13 protein-coding genes and 1 tRNA gene are annotated in these 16295 nt (G+C 63.8%); 6 read left to right on the forward strand and 8 right to left on the reverse strand.

From position 1 onward, the window contains the following. Nucleotides 1-58: 58 nt before the first annotated feature. From AC07UK_RS14045 to AC07UK_RS14060, 4 genes are all read right to left on the reverse strand, one after another. Nucleotides 59-568 (reverse strand): acetone carboxylase subunit gamma, encoded by a 510-nt coding sequence (locus AC07UK_RS14045; RefSeq protein WP_013952967.1) that lies wholly within the window; start codon nt 566-568, stop codon nt 59-61. A 23-nt stretch (nt 569-591) separates the two neighbouring features. Then, a complete protein-coding gene (locus AC07UK_RS14050; protein WP_494685755.1) occupies nt 592-2916 on the reverse strand; it encodes a hydantoinase B/oxoprolinase family protein in 2325 nt (774 codons plus the stop codon). Nucleotides 2917-2927: 11 nt separating this feature from the next. Next, nucleotides 2928-5072: a hydantoinase/oxoprolinase family protein gene (locus tag AC07UK_RS14055; protein WP_494685754.1), complete on the reverse strand. Its 2145-nt coding sequence runs from the start codon at nt 5070-5072 to the stop codon at nt 2928-2930. A gap of 247 nt (nt 5073-5319) precedes the next feature. Beyond that, complete coding sequence (locus tag AC07UK_RS14060) at nt 5320-5520, reverse strand: hypothetical protein (RefSeq protein WP_494685753.1); 201 nt, start codon at nt 5518-5520, stop codon at nt 5320-5322. On the opposite strand from AC07UK_RS14060, the gene AC07UK_RS14065 reads away from it, so the two are divergent. The 3 genes from AC07UK_RS14065 (at nt 5519) to AC07UK_RS14075 (ending at nt 8621) form a co-directional block, all read left to right on the forward strand. Then, nucleotides 5519-6022 (forward strand): lecithin retinol acyltransferase family protein, encoded by a 504-nt coding sequence (locus AC07UK_RS14065; RefSeq protein WP_494685752.1) that lies wholly within the window; start codon nt 5519-5521, stop codon nt 6020-6022. The two genes, AC07UK_RS14060 and AC07UK_RS14065, sit on opposite strands and share 2 nt — an antisense overlap. 216 nt (nt 6023-6238) lie before the next feature. Continuing rightward, complete coding sequence (locus AC07UK_RS14070; RefSeq protein ID WP_494685751.1) at nt 6239-8248, forward strand: sigma-54-dependent Fis family transcriptional regulator; 2010 nt, start codon at nt 6239-6241, stop codon at nt 8246-8248. Nucleotides 8249-8545: 297 nt separating this feature from the next. After that, a tRNA-Met gene (locus tag AC07UK_RS14075) sits at nt 8546-8621 on the forward strand. 81 nt (nt 8622-8702) lie between these two features. Here the strand turns inward: AC07UK_RS14075 and AC07UK_RS14080 are convergent. The 3 genes from AC07UK_RS14080 to AC07UK_RS14090 all read right to left on the reverse strand — a co-directional run bounded on the left by AC07UK_RS14080 (nt 8703) and on the right by AC07UK_RS14090 (nt 10091). Then, a complete protein-coding gene (locus AC07UK_RS14080) occupies nt 8703-8849 on the reverse strand; it encodes a DUF3096 domain-containing protein (protein ID WP_078196252.1) in 147 nt (48 codons plus the stop codon). Nucleotides 8850-9140: 291 nt separating this feature from the next. Then, a complete protein-coding gene (locus tag AC07UK_RS14085) occupies nt 9141-9392 on the reverse strand; it encodes a hypothetical protein (RefSeq protein WP_494685750.1) in 252 nt (83 codons plus the stop codon). 441 nt (nt 9393-9833) lie between these two features. Continuing rightward, entirely contained in the window at nt 9834-10091 is a 258-nt protein-coding gene (locus tag AC07UK_RS14090; protein WP_436223416.1) for a hypothetical protein, read from the reverse strand. Between the two features lie 337 nt (nt 10092-10428). On the opposite strand from AC07UK_RS14090, the gene AC07UK_RS14095 reads away from it, so the two are divergent. From AC07UK_RS14095 to AC07UK_RS14105, 3 genes are all read left to right on the forward strand, one after another. Beyond that, a complete protein-coding gene (locus AC07UK_RS14095; protein WP_494693875.1) occupies nt 10429-13701 on the forward strand; it encodes an AfsR/SARP family transcriptional regulator in 3273 nt (1090 codons plus the stop codon). A 121-nt stretch (nt 13702-13822) separates the two neighbouring features. Continuing rightward, nucleotides 13823-15208 (forward strand): FAD-binding oxidoreductase, encoded by a 1386-nt coding sequence (locus tag AC07UK_RS14100; protein WP_436223418.1) that lies wholly within the window; start codon nt 13823-13825, stop codon nt 15206-15208. 209 nt (nt 15209-15417) lie between these two features. Continuing rightward, nucleotides 15418-15771: a hypothetical protein gene (locus tag AC07UK_RS14105; RefSeq protein ID WP_436223419.1), complete on the forward strand. Its 354-nt coding sequence runs from the start codon at nt 15418-15420 to the stop codon at nt 15769-15771. On the opposite strand, the gene AC07UK_RS14110 is transcribed toward AC07UK_RS14105, so the two are convergent. Then, a complete protein-coding gene (locus tag AC07UK_RS14110; protein ID WP_494685748.1) occupies nt 15719-16090 on the reverse strand; it encodes a hypothetical protein in 372 nt (123 codons plus the stop codon). The two genes, AC07UK_RS14105 and AC07UK_RS14110, sit on opposite strands and share 53 nt — an antisense overlap. Nucleotides 16091-16295: the final 205 nt, after the last annotated feature.

The following is a 16295-nucleotide window of genomic DNA, read 5'->3' on the forward strand; positions in this document are numbered from 1 at the left end:
GTTTTAACCGGTGTCTGCAGGGGACAGGCACTGCCTGCCCCCGCTCTTCACGCTGCGATCAGTCCGGGGCGCGCTCTGGCACCGGCAGGTGCACCCATTCCTTATAGAAAGCCTCGATGTCCGGCTCGAAGTCATGGATCACCGGATACCACGGGGTGGGCGCCTCGACGTCGTGCATGGTGCCGCACGCGGGGCAGTAGTACTCGCGATATACCTGCCACTGGGTGTCGGGGGCCATGAGCCTCGGATAGACCTCGGTCATCGCCTCCTCCGTGTCGCGCACGTAGATCGAGGCATGCAGTTTCCAGTTCTCGCGGTAGTCGCAGAACTCGTGGCCGCAATCGCACTTGACCAGCCACTTCTTATTGCTGGCCGATTGCACGATGTGCATATGCGGGCCGAGCGGAAGCACGATGCGGTCCGGAAAGCTCACCTTGGCCTGCAGGGCCGCCAGGTACTGCTCGAACCGGCTGTCATCCTTGGGCATCGAGAGCATGCGGAAGGTGGTTTCCCAGTCCAGGGAGCCTTCGACGAGGTGGGCAACCTGTTCATTGGTGTAGGCAGACATTGTTCAACTCCTTGATTCGGTGATTACTCTTCGACCTGGACGACGGTGGTGACGTCGGGCAGCAGGGAGAGGTCCATGCGGTGCTTGGCGCCGTAAGAGGGCACGCCCAGTTCCTCCTCCAGAACCCGCCAGTCCGCGGGGAGGTTCCAGAATGCCTTGAACTCCCGCGTGAACTTCTCCGACAGGGCGAAGCTGGTGGCGAACATGTGTTGCACCTGGACGGACGCGTGCTTGTTGAGGATGCGTTCGCGCTCTTCCTTCATCCATTCGCGGGTTGGCAGGGACCGGGCCAGGCGTTCCTTGCGGATCTCGGCACGGCGGGCCTGGGTCTTGCCTGCATCTACCGTGAACACGCCCTTGGCGTCCTGGGTGAAGACGGCGCCATAGACCTTCTGCGCATATTCCGGCAGCAGGAACTTCTGGTTGAGGTCCGCTTCGATGGCCTTCGGATCCCGGTCGATCGGGTCACCAAAGCCCGGGCCCCCGCGCAGATAGTTGAGGTACAGGTCGTGGTTGGCGTAGCAGTCCTCGGTGGTGATGCACTGCTTGTCACGCTTGACCACGGCAGTGGCATCGATGTGGCGCTCGTAGTCCGGGTCGCCCGGATCGATGTCGCCGCCCAGAGGCAAGGAGTCGCCGATGGCGATACGCTTGTCCAGCCCAGTCTTGTGTGCCTCGAAGCGATAGCCGGTGGCTGAGGGATAGCCGCCCATCATGCCCCAATCGCTGTTCATGAACCCGTTGCCCATGAAGAACATGGTCCAGTCCTGGGCGTTCCACACCATGCGCAGTGTCTCGAAGCCGCAACCGCCACGGTACTTGCCATACCCGCCGGAGTTGGCCTTGACGTTCCGGCCGAGGTAGAGCAGCGGCTCGGCCATCTCCCAGATCTCGATGTCGCCCATGTCGCCTTCCGGGTTCCAGATCGCGGCGGCATGGTTGAGGCCATCCTTGACCGCGCAGGCACCAGTGCCGCAGGAGCTGGCCTCGAAGCTGTTGACCGCGTGAATCTCGCCATCCTGATTGATGCCGCCGCCCTGCAGCCAGTTCGAGGTGTTGGCGTTACCGGCGTTGACCTCTTCCAGATAGCCGCGGCTGAAATAGGACTGGGAAAGACCGCGCCACAGCGCCGCCCAGCCGGAGACCAGGAAGTGCCAGGCGTAGGCGTGGCCGGTGCGGCGGTCGTCCGGGTTGCACCACGTGCCCTTTGGCAGGCGGAACTCGGTGGCGAAGTAGGCGCCGTCGTTGATGCGCTGGGTGGGCACCAGGGTCTGGCACATCATCACCCAGATTCCGGAAGTAAATGCCACCTGGTGGGCATTGAAGGTATGCCAGCCCCAGCGGCTCGCGCCTTCGAAGTCGAGGCGCCACTTGCCGTCCGGCCTGATGGTCATTTCCACCGGCGAATGCATGATGGAGTCGAGCTTGGCGAAGGCGTTGGAGACCTGCACGTCGTCATGCTTGTAGGGCACATCGACAAAGGAGACCTTGCGGTACTTGCCCGGCAGGGTCATGGCCTTGATACGGCTCTGCAGTCCGCGGCGGCCTTCTTCGATGACCTCGTAGGTGAATTTCTCGTAAGCCTCGATGCCGTCGGCACGAATCACTTCCTCGACGAGGTCGCGAATCATGTGGCAGCCTGCGATGCGGGTTTTTTCGTCGAGGATCCAGTACTTGGGCGTGCGCACTGAGCGCTGGGACTCGTGCAGCCAGTCGCGCAGCGGCTCGTCGTTCACCCCGGTCTTGCGGCAGGTGATCATGTAGCCGTCGCCGAAGCGCTGGGTCTGGCCGGTGGACATCGAGCCCGGCGTCACCGAGCCGGTGTCGATCACGTGCGTGACGCCGCCCACCCAGCCGATCAGCCGCCCCTTCCAGAAGATCGGCACGATGGTGGCGATATCGCAGGGGTGGACGTTGCCGATGGCGCAGTCATTGGTCGTGAACATGTCGCCGGGGTTGATGCAGGGGTTGGCTTCCCAGTTGTTCTCGATCATGTACTTGATCGCCGCGCCCATGGTGCCGACGTGGATGATGATCCCGGTCGAAGTCAGGACGCAGTCCCCGGCGGCGTTGTAGAGCGTGAAGCAGAGTTCGCCTTCCTGCTCGACGATGGGGCTGGCGGCGATCTTCTTGGCAGTCTCGCGGGCATGCACCAGGCCGCCGCGCAGCTTGGAGAACAGCTTCTCGTAGCCGATCGGGTCGCTGTCACGGAATTCCAGCTTCTCGAGGCCGTTGTAGTGGCCGGTGGCCTTGGTGCGCTCGATGATGCCGTCGCGGTGCTGCTTGAGCGTCTGGCCGTTCTGCAGCAGGTCGGCGAAGCCGACTTCTTTATTGCTCATCATGTTCATGGCGGGTCTCCTTACTTCACTTCCTTGAGATGGAACAGGCGGTGCTTGTCGATCGTGGTTTCGAAGCCGTCGGGCACGACGAAGGTCGTGGCGTCGGATTCGATGATGGCTGGACCCACGATATGGTTGCCGGCCTTGAGGGCTTCCATCTTCCAGAGCGCGGCATCCACCCACTTCTTGTGGCGGTAGAAAGGACGGGTGCCAAGATAGGCTTTTTGGGGCGGCGTCGGGCCGGCATCCGCGTCTTCCGGCAGCACCGGCTTCTGGGTCACGACGGTGCCGCGCAGGATGGCGCCGGTGATCGAGAAGCCCAGTTCCGGCGAGCGGGCAGAGCTCGCGTAGACGCGGCCGTAGGTGTTCTCGAAGGCCTCGACGATCTGGTCCCAGTCGGCGGCGGTGGCCGCGCTGGTCACGGGCGAGACGATTTCGAGGTCATTCAGCTGGCCCATGTACTGCATCTTGTAGCCGGGGATCAGCAGCACGTCCTCGGGCTTGTAGCCGTTGAGGACGAATTCGTCGATAACCTTGACTGCGAGTTCAGACCAGGCTTCTTGCAGGCTCTTGCAGGCGGCTTCCTTGTCGGCGTCGGGGGCGTGCTGGGCGACACCAAGGTCCACCGACTTGTCGTAGCGGTACTCGAAGTCAGCGCAGGCGCAGCCGAAGGCCGAGAAGCCGGCCGCCCAGGCCGGCACGACGACGTCCTTGAAGCCGACGCCCCCGGTGTAGCCGTAGGTGTGCACCGGGCCAGCGCCGCCGTATGAGAAGCAGGTGAATTCCGCCGGGTTGTAGCCCTTGGCACTGATGTTGGCGCGCAGGTACTCGGAGAGCGTGAGATCGAGCAGCTCGATGACGCCGGCGGCGGCATCCTCGACCGACAGGCCGAGCGGGTCGGCGATCTGCGCCTTGATGTGGTCGCGGGCGCGCTGCACGTCAAGCTTGATGGCACCGCCCAGGAAGTTCTCCGGGTTCAGGTAGCCGAGCACGACGTGGCAGTCGGAGACCGACACCGTGTCGAGCCCGCTTTCCGGCCAGCAGGTGCCGACGCGGTAGCCGGCGCTGTCCGGGCCGAGCTTGATCGACTTGCTGTAGGGGTCCAGGCGCACGAAGCTGCCGGCGCCGGCACCGACCGAGTCCATCGCCACCAGGGGCAGCGATAGGACCAGGCGGGCCATGTCGGGATCGGACTTGATGGCGAAATTGCCCTTGGTGATCAAGGCCACGTCGAAGCTGGTGCCGCCGATGTCGGAGCAGGCAATGTTCTCGTCGCCCAGGTACTCACCCAACAGCTTGGAGCCGATGACGCCGCCAATGGGGCCGGAGACAATCGTGCGTGCGAGTTCCTTGGCCTTCCAGCTGATGGTGCCACCGTGCGTGGCCATCACCCGCAGGTCGAATTTGGCGCCGTGCTTCTTGAAGCGATCGCTGACCTTCTTCAGGGTCTGCCGCGAAGGCTCCGCGCCGTAAGCCTCGAGGATGGTGGTATTCATCCTGTGGCTCTCCTTGCGCGATGGGTAATAGTCCACCGAGGCGAAGACCGGGATATCCGCCTTCAGCTTTTTGAGCTCTTCGCGCACGATGTCACGGGCGCGTTGCTCGCTGGATTCGTTCTTGTGGGATTGCAGCAGGCAAATGACGATGGCTTGCGAGCCGGCCTCCACCAGATCCCGGGTTGCCTGGCGGACTTCGTCTTCACGCAGCGGGATGACCACCTTCCCCTGCACGTCGGTACGCTCGGTGACGCCGCGCGTGCGCGAGACGGGCACCAGCGGCTCGTCGTAGCGGTGGGTGTTCAGGTGAATGCGGTCCTCCAGGGCATAGCCCAGGTAGCTCTGCAGCGCACGGCCCATCGAATGGATCTGCTCGAAGCCGCGGTTGCAGATCAGGCCGACGGCAAGGCCTTTGCGCATGAGAATGCGGTTGAGCATTGCCGTCCCGGAGTAAACACAAGTCACCAGCTCCGGATAGACGTCATCCACGGTCCGCTCCCAGTGGGCGAGGGCGTCTTCGGAAGAGTTGTAGATGGCAAGGGATTCGTCGCCGGGATTGCTCTGCGCCTTGCCGACCACGAAGCGGCCATCGGAGCGCACGAAGAATGTGTCGGTCATCGTGCCGCCAGCATCGATGCCCATCACCTGTACGGTGGACTGCGGTTGCATGTTGCCTCCTGTCATTGGTGTAGTCATGGTGGGAGATCCCACGAACCATCCATGGCAAGGCGCGTGCCAAGCCTGACGGGAACCGGTGAGCAGCCTCGTACGCGATGGAAATCAACGGGTTGCCCGCATTTCCTGGCCACGCCGCTGGTAGCGGGGGGCTGCTGTCACTGTCCGGATTCCCGACACCCTGCACGGCAGGTGTCCGGGAATCGGACGCCCTCTGGCCAGTAATTCAATGCGGTTGTCCTCAGGCAAGCACCGGCTTCAGCCGTGGCCGCATTGACGATTGCCCGGCGCGGATCGCGCCGGGCCTGGGGAAGGGCGCTTGCCTGTCGCTGCTGCGATGCACTTTGGTTTTCCTGTTCTCCACCACGCAGGCCGCTTGCTGCGCTGGCACGCCTTGTGCGCTGGTTCCATGCGAATGGCAGCGAAACGTGGTGAAGCTCATGAAAGATTCAACGAAGACAAGTCGCCTGATTGTCGAAGGGATTGCCGACACGGACCCGGCGATCGGAGCCCATCTCGTCACCGATCGCCTTGGCTACACGCATCATGGCGTCTATGCGGGGAGCGGCAAGGTCGTGCACTACGCGGGTCTGTCGCGGTCACTGCGTCGCGGCCCGGTGCACGAGGTCACGCTTGCGGAATTCGCGCAAGGGCGTCCGGTCTGGGTCCGGCAAAGCCCCGGAGCCAGGTTCGCTGGGGTTGAGGCCGTCCAGCGCGCCTACTCCCGCCTCGGCGAAGATCGCTATCGCCTGATTTCCAATAACTGCGAGCACTTCTGTATGTGGTGCATATATGGCGAGAGCTGCAGCGATCAGATCGAGGTCTGGAAATCCTGGGCAAACGATGTGCTGGCTGCGTGCCGCAACGCTATCAGGCCGCTCGCGCTCAGAGCCTCGCGAAGCGTGCCGGTGGTGCGAGCGGCTTCCCGATTCGGATTCGAGTGAGGGACGTTCGGGAATTCACCGCAAGCCGCTGCCTGAACCCGTGCCCTGGCGCGCCGGAAAAGACCAATGTCGCTGTCCGGTTTCCGGACACCTGAAGCCACGATGACCGGAAACCGGACACCTTCTGGTTGCTTTGCTGCAGGGCACAAATCATTCTGAAAAGAGCTTGTTGACTTGGGGATAGCAAGGGCTTACGGTTACTGCAGTCAACGGATAGTGATCGCCCCGATGCCATCTTCACATTTCGGCGCCCTGATCCCCCGCATCGGCGACGAACTGGTTGTGGCGTCGGCTTGGGAGCGTTTTCTGCAGGACCAGCCCCTGGAAGCGAAGGGGGTGCGAAGCGTTGTCCTCGCATCCTGGCAGCGATGCCGGTCCGAGGCCGTTGATCCTGCCAAGCATTCCGCACCGGGCGCAGCCGCCGAACATGTCCGCCAGTTGCAGCGGCAGAGCCGGGACCTGTGCGATGCCGCGCGTCCGGCGCTCGAGGGCCTGCGCGAGATCCTGCGCGAATGCGGTACCCTCATCATGCTCTGCGACCCGGGTGGCACCATTCTGCAGCTCAATGGCGAGACCCGGGCGCGCAGCGTCGGTGAGAGGATCAACCTGGCCACTGGCGGCTGCTGGAATGAGGACGTCATCGGTACCAATGCCATCGGCACCGCGATCGCCACCGCCGCTCCGGTTCAGATCCATGCCAACGAGCATTTCTGCCTGGACGTCAAACGCTGGACCTGCGCCGCGGCCCCCATTTTTGACCCCTTTGGGCGCACCCTGCTGGGCGTGGTGGATATATCCGGCGTCAAGGAGACTTTCCATGGCCACACCCTGGGCCTGGTGGTGGCTGCCGCCAGCCAGATCGAATGCGAACTGGCCCGCCGCAACGTTGCCCTGCACGAGCGTCTGCTGACCAGATCGATCGATCATTTCATCCGTTACGCCAGCGACTACGTTGTGCTCGTCGACAGCCGCGGGCGCATTGTCCGTACCAACGGCAATGCGCCGGCGGCGCGGGAGAGCTATGACGTGCGGCTGCCCTGCGAACTTGGCGGGCAGGTGCCAGGACTCGACCTGACACTGCCCGATATCGACCGGTGCTGCCAACGCCCGCAATGGCTGCGACCGGAATGGCTGCACCCCATCAAGGACCATGACGGCATGCTGGGTACGATGCTGGTGATCCCGCTCGGGGCGCGCCAGCATCGACCCGCCGTATCGCTGCCCATGGCCACGGCACCGATGGCAGCCAACGATGCATTTGGCGAGATCATCGGGACCAGCGAGGTGCTGGAGGCAACCAAGGCGCGCGCGCGCCGTATCGCCCCTCTCGACCTGCCGGTACTGCTGCTGGGCGAGACCGGAGCCGGGAAGGAACTCTTTGCCCGGGCGCTGCATCGCGCGGGAAATCGCCCCGAGGGTCCGTTCATTGCCGTCAACTGCGGCGCTTTCACCCGTGAGCTACTGGCCAGCGAACTCTTCGGCTATACCGATGGCGCCTTTACAGGCGCCCGCCGTGGCGGCCTGGCGGGCAAGTTTGAGCAGGCCGACGGCGGTACGCTGTTTCTGGACGAAGTCGGCGAGATGCCGCTTGAAATGCAGCCCCACCTGCTGCGCGTGCTGCAGGATGGCGTTGTGGTCCGCCTGGGCGATACCCGCGAGCGGCGCGTTTCGGTGCGCATCGTCGCTGCCACTAACCGCGATCTGCAGAAGGAGATCGCCGCCGGGCGCTTCCGCGAAGACCTGTACCACCGCCTCTGCGTCGTCAGCCTGCTACTGCCGCCGCTGCGCGACCGGCCTGGCGATATCGAGGCAATCATTGCGCATCTCAACAGCAAACTGGCGCGCAAGTATGGCTGTGCGCCCAAGCAGCCTGAACCCGCCGTGTGGCAGGCGCTTCTGCGCTACCGCTGGCCGGGCAACATACGTGAGCTGCAGAATGTCTTCGAGGTGATGTTCGCGCTCAGCGAAGGCCACATCATCGATATGTCTCTATTACCCCCGAGCATCGCGCAGACGCCAAAGGACTCGGATTCCACCTCGCCTTCAATGGCTGCCCCGCCCGGTCGTCTTGAGGAAATGGAAAGACAAGCGATACTCGATGCGATCGCGAATTCCCACGGCAATATGTCCATGGCCGCCAGGACGCTGGGAATTTCGCGGAGCACCTTGTATGTCAAACTGGCCGCAATCCAGTCCGACCTTGGCAGCTCAGGCGCCGGCATGTAGCGGTTCGATTGAGCCGCGGCGTGACATCCTTGCGCTGCTTCGGCCAGTGGATTCTGCGGCACTGCATGCCACCAGGCCAGGTTACGCCGAACTTGCAACCTGGATCGAGGGCGTGGCAACGCGCCAGGACACGCCTTGGCAAAGGTGGATTTCCCTTGTAGCGAGATTCCAGCAAGAGCGAGCTTCCGGGGAACCTATGCCAAAAGCGGTCGGCCCGAAAAGACCTGCCCGGCAATCTGCACAGTTTTTTTGGAGGAAGGGGTATCCAGGTGCCGCCAATCAGCGTATATTTTGCCCCGCGGGGTGGAGCAGTTGGCAGCTCGTCGGGCTCATAACCCGAAGGTCGCAGGTTCAAGTCCTGCCCCCGCAACCAGATTCGCCCAAGCCCCGCCGGAGCCATCCGCGCGGGGCTTTTGCTTTCGTGCCGGAAGGTGGTGAGCGGCCCCGCCGCCGCTCAGCGCAGGTGCCCGCCAAACAGTCCGAGCAGGCCGATGACAATGAGGTAAATGGCGACGATATAGTTAAGCAGCCGCGGAATGACAAGAATAAGGATGCCGGCAATCAACGAGATTAGCGGGCCGGCGCTGGTAATGAAGTTCATGATGGGCCTGTGTGACTGGCGTTGATCTGGCGGCGGTTCTTTCGCTCCGGTGCTCGATGTACGAATTCAGCCTAGCTCAAAGCGGATGGGCTCGCGGTGCGACAGCGTACAGAGGCAGCGCAAGGCGAGCGTCGCGAATCGCTGAGCATCGTTGCGCGGCACCCATAGAGCCGCGCCTGTTGCCGCTACTTGCCGACCTGACGGCCTGTGCGGAAGCAATGTTGTCCCCATAGGCGCAAGAAGTCGGTGCGCTTGCGTACCGGGCGCAACGGTGGCGCAGAGACGCAAGGCTCAGCCGAACACGCGCGATCTCAGGTCGTCCTCGAAATCGACAGTCCATTGCGCACCCAGGTTTCCGTTGTATTGGCGGATTTCCCTCCCGAAGCCTACCGAGACGGTGCGCCCGCGTGCCGGCACAGTGCCTGCAGCGTCTTCAACCGCTGTTACGGTAAATCCGTCGGGTGCGACCCCGTTACGCAGACAGGTCTCGCGGAAAGCTTCCTGCTCCGGCGGAGGGAACTGATTCAGCGTCGTCTCCAGCATGGGTGTCTCCTGATTCCTGTTGCTCAGCCTCTTGATATCCGCCTTGACGTCGCCGTACGCCGCCTGGCCAAGGTCCTAAGAGTCCAATTGACATGATGCGCTCCTGGTTCTGAGAAAACATGCCTTCCGCTGATTCAGCCGGGCAGAGGATAGCCGTTCTAGCGAATCGCGTTTTCGATGGCCATGCCATGGAGAGAGTGATTCCGGGTATTGCTTCAGGTACATAGGTCACTGGGCTAGCGGGGGAGGGCGAAATCCGAGAGCGCGCATCCGAAGTGGGCGTGACTTGCGGAGTACTCTTGTCAGGTATTTGCCTCCTCCATTCACCGATCTATGTTCAGAAGGCTAAGTGATCCTTTACCGTCCCGTGGTCCAGGCGCCGAGCCCTGGGCAAAGATTCCTGATCCGAAGCGGGGTTTTGATCACTGCGCGAGGTAGCCGCTAAAACGTCGCAATGTCGTTACGTGCCTTTGCCTCGCCGTAATCCAGCGCACTTTCTATGGTTGGAAAGTGTTCCGTACCGTCTATCAGTTCATAGGACTGTACGCTCAGGAGGCCATTCCTGACCGGCCGCCCGTCGGTACGCGCAATCGAATAGCGCACCGTATACCCGATGGCAACCGCAGGCGCGTCAGGATCGTACTTTTGCTCCACTTCGATCGAAACCTGATGGTCACCGACAGTGACACGTCGTTGCATGACCGTCCCCTTTCCTGATGGGCTCTAGTTATTCGATCCTAGTACACGAAGAGAGTTACGCGCAGGAACGTGGCGGCCCAAGAGAAGTCTCCACCATGCTATTTCTCCTTACCCCAGCCGATCCGATGCCGCTGCTGCCTTCTCACCAAACTTGGCGCCATATCTCTCACGTGAGAGAACTGCCCGTCCCCGATGCTGGCCGGATGGGACGCGCCAACGCGAGTATAGTCACGAATGGCGCTCACACGGGCTTGGGTGTTGGAGAGTTCCTGCGCGAGCGCTACCGCAGTGGGCACCGCACGCTGCCTACAGGAGCTACCCACCGCTTTGTGCCGCATTGCGCTCCAGCATGACTTCCCAGGCCCGCTACTCTGTCCGTCTGTTTGGCGACTTCCAGCTCGACGGCACTGACGCGCCCCTGTTTAACGCAAACTCCCCCCGCTTGCAGGCGCTGCTCGCCTGCCTTGTCCTGCATCGCGATGCACCGCAGACGCGGCAGCAGCTCGCAGTACTATTCTGGCCTGATTCCTCCCAAACGCAGGCGCGCAATGCCCTGCGTCAACTGCTGTTTCAACTGCGCAAGACCTGGCCGGAGGCTGATCAGTTTGTCCATGCCGATGCGCAAACGGTGCGATGGCTGCCCGATTCGGCGCCCGACCTCGATGTTGCGCAGTTCCAGTCTGCGCTTGCGGCTGCGGCCAGGGCCTCGAGGCACGGCGACGCAGGCGCTGAAGAAGAGCAGCTGACGCATGCCGCGGATCTCTATCGCGGTGACCTGCTGGCCAACTGCCATGACGAGTGGATCCACCCCGAGCGCGAAAGATTGCGCGAACAGTGCATCGCGGCGCTCGCGCGCCTCGGTCAACTGAGCGAGGACCGGCGCGACTATGCAAAGGCGTTGAAGTACACGCAGCAGTTGCAGCGGCTCGACCCCTGCCGCGAACCCACCTGCATGGCGCTGATGCGCCTGCATGCGCTGAACCACGATCACGCATCGGCCATGCGCGCCTATCGTAGCTGTGTGGAAACGCTCGCTCGCGAATTGGGCGTCCTGCCCGGCGAACCCATGCGCGAGGCCTATGCGCGGCTGGCCGGGCAGGCCGCGTCAATGCAGCGCCAACGCCCGCGGGATGCGATGCTGCCAATGATTGGCCGGCATGGCGAATGGCGCCGGCTTGTTGAAGTCTGGCAGCGTACCCAGCTGGGCGACAAGCAGTTTGTCCTGATCCTGGGCGAAGCCGGCATCGGCAAATCGCGCCTGGCGGAGGAACTGCTCGTCCATCTGGCCGAGCAAGGCATCACCGTGGCGCATTCGCGCGCCTATGCGGCCGAGGGACAGCTCGCATTTGCGCCGGTGACCGGTTGGCTGCGCAGCCCTGGCCTGAGTGGCGCGATCGGCAAGCTCGACAGACTGTGGCTGACCGAGGTCACGCGCCTGTTGCCCGAACTCCTCACGCAGCAATCCGGACTGTCGCCGCCGTCGCCGCTTACCGAATACTGGCAACGCCAACGGTTCTTCGAGGCGCTTGCGCGAGCGGTGCTTGCACAAGGCGGGCCGCTCCTGTTGCTGCTCGACGACCTGCAATGGTGCGACGGCGAGACGCTCGAATGGCTGCGCTTCCTGATGCGTTTCGACGTGGCGGCAAGGCTGATGGTGGTCGCAACGGCGCGCCCCGAGGAAATCATGCCGCTACACGCGGCTAGCCGGCTGCTGGACGCACTGCGCCGCGACGACCAGTTCATCGAGATCTCGTTGGGGACACTCGATGCCGCCGAAACGGCAAAGATAGCGGCCCAGATCCTTGACCGGCCGCTGGCCGACGCGGAGGCAACCCGGCTGTTCGAGGAGAGCGAGGGTAACCCGCTGTTTGCGGTCGAAATGATGCGGGCCCGCTCCGACACCATGCCGGTCGGGGATGCACAGGGCGGCATGGCGTCGAAGTTGCCGCCCAAGGTGTACACCATCATCTCGAACCGGCTGGCGCAGCTTCCTCCGGGCGCCCGCGATATCGTCGGGGTTGCTGCAATCATCGGACGGGCGTTCACGACCGACATCCTCGCCCAGGCAAGCGACCTCGGCGAGGATGCCCTGGCAGGCGCGCTGGACGAGCTGTGGCAACGGCGCATCGTGCGCCAGACCGACGATAGCGGCCTGGCCTTTGACTTCAGCCATGACAAGATCCGCGACGTGGCATACGCCGACGTGAATCCGCTGCAGCGCCGCCGCCTGCATTTGCGCGTGGCGCGAGCGCTCGAGCAGGCGCCAGGCGATGCGCCCGACGCGGAAAGCGCGCAGATCGCCTCGCACTATGAGCGGGCGGGCCTGCCAGCCCAGGCGGCGGTATTCTATCGGCGCGCGGCCGGCGTGGCGCAACGTGTGTACGCCTATGACGATGCCATTGCATGGCTGACGCGCGGGCTGGTGCAAGCGGAGCGGATTGCCGATCCGCAGGAGTGCGCCAGTCAATCGCTGGCGCTGCAACTCGACCTGGCGCCACCGATTCGCATCGCCCGAGGCTGGGCCGCCCCCGAACTGGAGGCGCCGCTGCGACGCGCGCTGGAACTGAGCCGGCTGGCGGGTGACGCCAACCAGCAAGCACTCGCCCAGGTCAGCCTTTCATTCTTCCTGGTGGTGAGGGCGGAACTTGCACAGGCACGTAGCCTGAGCGAGGAACTGATTGCGGGATTGGGGCCGCTGGGCTCCGGTACTTACTCGGTGATGGCATGGACCAGCGTCATGGGCAGTCTGGTCCAGCAAGGCGACTGGATGGCTGCCGAGCCCGCGTACCAACGCGCCCACGGCGCTTATGACGAAGCCCAGCATGCCGAGCATGCGTCCCTGATGGGCGGTAACTTCGGCGTGCTGGCCGCCGCGTGGTCGGCGCATGCATTGTGGTTCAGGGGGCTTGCCGATCAGGCCCTTCAGCGTGGACGCGAAGCGCTAGAGGTGGCGAACCGGGTAGCACACCCGTTCTCCCAGGCGCTCGCGCTGTCATATCTAGCAACGCAGCACGCGCTACGACATGAGCACGGTCACACGCTGCACTATGCCCGCCAGGCACACGAGATCGCCGAGCAGTACCACGTAGGCTACTACCTCGCCTGGGCAGGCATCCTGCTCGCCTGGGCGAACGCCAAGCAGTCGCCCAGCGCCGACGCCGTGGTGGCGATGCAGGCGGCGATCGAGGGCTTTCACGCGACGGGCGCACGCCTGCGTCTGCCGCTCTATCTGGGCATGCTGGCTGAATGCCTGGGCGACGTAGGAGAGACCGAGGCTGCGTTGGCGGCTTTGGACCAGGCGTTCGAATGCGCCGGGCGCACTGGCGAGCACTGGGTGGACGCCGAGCTGTACCGTCTGCGCGGTGAATTGCTGCTGCGCAGCAGGGCAAACCTTGCCGAAGCCGAGTCATCGCTGATCAAGGCGATCGAGATCGCCACGGCCCAACGCGCGCTCCCGCTTGAACTGCGTGCCACTTTGTCATGGACAACGCTGCGAACGTCGCAGGGACGCGCCAATCCGCATGAGGTGGTCGAGGCGCCGCTTGCGCGATTCACCGAGGGCTTCGATCAGCCCGACATCGTCAAGGCGCGGGCGCTACTCGCGCGTTAGTTTCGGCTCGACCACCGTGCGCCGGTCGGGAGGCGGAATCCCCCATGTAACGGCTTGCCTAACGCTTTCGAAACGCCGAGGTTGCTAAAACTCCTGCATACCAACCGGACAGGAGACAACCATGGAAGCTTCGTTGAGCGAACCCGTTGCAACCGCACTCAAGGCGATTTTTCGGGGACAACTGATTCAGCCGGGCGACGCGGCTTACGACCAGGCGCGTGCCGTGTACAACGGCATGATCGACAAGCGTCCTGCGATCATCGCGCGCTGCGTCGATGTTGCGGACGTCATCGCGGCGGTGAACGCCGCGCGCGACGGCGGGATGCTGCTGGCCGTGCGTGGCGGTGCACACAATGGTGCCGGGCTCGGCACATGCGATGGCGGACTGGTGATCGACCTGTCGCCCATGAAGGGCGTGTTTGTCGATGCCGGACGCAAGACACTGCGGGTTGGCGGTGGCTGCACCTGGGGCGATGTGGATCACGCCGCCAGTGCCTACGGCCTGGCGACGCCGAGTGGCTTCATCTCGACCACTGGCGTGGGCGGACTGACGCTTGGCGGCGGCATCGGCTACCTCAGCCGCGCCTACGGCCTGACGATCGACAACCTGATCAGCGCCGAGGTCGTTCTGGCCGACGGGCGCGTCGTTACCGCAAGCGACGACGAAAACGCCGACCTGTTCTGGGCGTTGCGCGGCGGCGGTGGCAACTTCGGCGTGGTGACGTCGTTCGAGTTCAAGGCTCATCCCGTTGCCACGGTCTATGGCGGCCCGATGCTGTGGCCGATGGAGCAGGCACGCGAGCTGATGACATGGTGGCGCGACTTCATCCTGAGCGCGCCGCAGGACATCAATGGCTGGTTCGGTTTCGTCACTGTGCCGCCCGCGGCGCCGTTCCCGGAGGAAGTTCACCTGCAGAAGATGTGCGCCGTGGTGTGGTGCTACACCGGCCCGCTCGACCAGGCCGAAGCGCACTTCCGTCCGATTCGCGAGGCCATGCCGCCGGCGGTGGACTTTGCCGGGCCCATCCCCTGGCCTGTCCTGCAGAGCCTGTTCGACGGACTGTATCCGGCGGGCTTGCAGTGGTACTGGAAAGCCGACTTCGTCAGCGACCTGAGCGACAAGGCCATCGATCTGCATATCAAGTACGGGCAGCAGTTGCCGTCGATGCACTCGACCATGCACCTGTATCCGGTCAATGGTGCAGCGCATCGCGCCAGTTGCGACGACACCGCCTTCAGCTACCGCGATGCCAACTTTGCCAGCGTGATTGTCGGCGTGGATCCCGACCCGGCCAACAACGATCGCATCATGCAGTGGGCGAAGGACTACTGGCTGGCCCTGCATCCGCACTCGGCTGGCGGCGGCTACATCAACATGATGATGGACGAGGGCAATGACAACGTGAAGGCGTCGTACCGCGATAACTATGCGCGACTGGCGGAGATCAAGCGCAAATACGACGCGGCCAACCTGTTCCGCGTGAATCAGAACATCAGGCCCGGCTGACGCAACACGATCGCGACATGGGGCGCAGGTACCCCTTATCCCGGAGTCCGGCGCGAAGCCGCTGCCACGATCGGATGGCAGCCGGCCCGCGCCAGGCAACGGCTTGCACGGCAGAGGCGATCCCGTGCGGGCCGTACCGTTCCGTAGCTGATCGCCTGCACGAGGAGTGCCGTCGCGCAACGCCGCCGCCACCCCTGTTGGAGATAGCAATGCATAAGACTCTTGCCAAGACCCTGCTTGCCGCTGCCGCACTTGCCGCCGGGCTCAGCCAGACCGCCAACGCCGGTGCATATGCTGATGCGCTGATCGTTGCCGCGCCGGGACACAGCGGCCAGCGCGACGCCTTTACCGATGGCGCGCACCGTCCGGCCACCGAGGCAACCATGCTGCCCGTGGTCGCGCATCAGGGCAGGTCAGTGTGTGCGGTCCGTGGCTTTGATCCGTACCGGGACGGCATGCGCAAGCCTGACCCCTACACCGATGGCGCCCGCATCAGCTCGCGCGATGGCTTCACTGACGGCGCTCGCACCGAAGCGCGCGACAGCGGGGAATGCCTGTCCTGAGCAGGGCGGGGCAACGGGGCGGTTTGTCCGGGCCGGCTCCGTTGTCAGGGCGCGGGAATATGGGCCTTCGCTCGGCGGGGCCCGGTCGAGACGGCTCGCGCGCGACGGCGCGCCGGGTTCCGGCCAGTGCACCCTGATGGCTTCGCCGTCGATGCGGTGGGTGTGGCAGCTGTTGACCAGCGTCGGCATTGGCATCGGGCCTTGCTCGTCGGCCGACGGGCGGCTGCCGCGCTCGGTGCGCAGCAGGGCAAAGATGGCCTGCATGGCAGGTGGTTGCCAGCACGCCGATCAGTTCCGTCAGGTGCGTGCAGCCATGCACGCCGCCCAGCCGTGCCTTGACCTCGCTAGCGGTCGAAAAAAAAAAAGCCTGCAGGAAACAGGCGTTTCGAAGCGGGAGGTGTTGGATTTGCTGGCTTGCTGCCGGTCAGCTCGGTGCGGGTCCCGGGCTTGTCTGGACGGTTCGCAGCGCTTGCTGTAGCAGGCGCCAGAAACGTACTATGATTTGACATAACACTTATTATGCG

Source organism: Cupriavidus sp. GW821-FHT07C08 (genome assembly GCF_059419025.1).

Excerpts from the sequence above, each read along its gene's own strand:
- AC07UK_RS14055 (WP_494685754.1), bottom strand. The coding sequence starts at position 5,072 with ATGCAACCGCAGTCCACCGTACAGGTGATGGGCATCGATGCTGGCGGC.
- AC07UK_RS14100 (WP_436223418.1), top strand. The coding sequence starts at position 13,823 with ATGGAAGCTTCGTTGAGCGAACCCGTTGCAACCGCACTCAAGGCGATT.
- AC07UK_RS14050 (WP_494685755.1), bottom strand. The coding sequence starts at position 2,916 with ATGAACATGATGAGCAATAAAGAAGTCGGCTTCGCCGACCTGCTGCAG.
- AC07UK_RS14090 (WP_436223416.1), bottom strand. The coding sequence starts at position 10,091 with ATGCAACGACGTGTCACTGTCGGTGACCATCAGGTTTCGATCGAAGTG.
- AC07UK_RS14105 (WP_436223419.1), top strand. The coding sequence starts at position 15,418 with ATGCATAAGACTCTTGCCAAGACCCTGCTTGCCGCTGCCGCACTTGCC.
- AC07UK_RS14045 (WP_013952967.1), bottom strand. The coding sequence starts at position 568 with ATGTCTGCCTACACCAATGAACAGGTTGCCCACCTCGTCGAAGGCTCC.
- AC07UK_RS14065 (WP_494685752.1), top strand. The coding sequence starts at position 5,519 with ATGAAAGATTCAACGAAGACAAGTCGCCTGATTGTCGAAGGGATTGCC.
- AC07UK_RS14085 (WP_494685750.1), bottom strand. The coding sequence starts at position 9,392 with ATGCTGGAGACGACGCTGAATCAGTTCCCTCCGCCGGAGCAGGAAGCT.
- AC07UK_RS14060 (WP_494685753.1), bottom strand. The coding sequence starts at position 5,520 with ATGAGCTTCACCACGTTTCGCTGCCATTCGCATGGAACCAGCGCACAA.
- AC07UK_RS14080 (WP_078196252.1), bottom strand. The coding sequence starts at position 8,849 with ATGAACTTCATTACCAGCGCCGGCCCGCTAATCTCGTTGATTGCCGGC.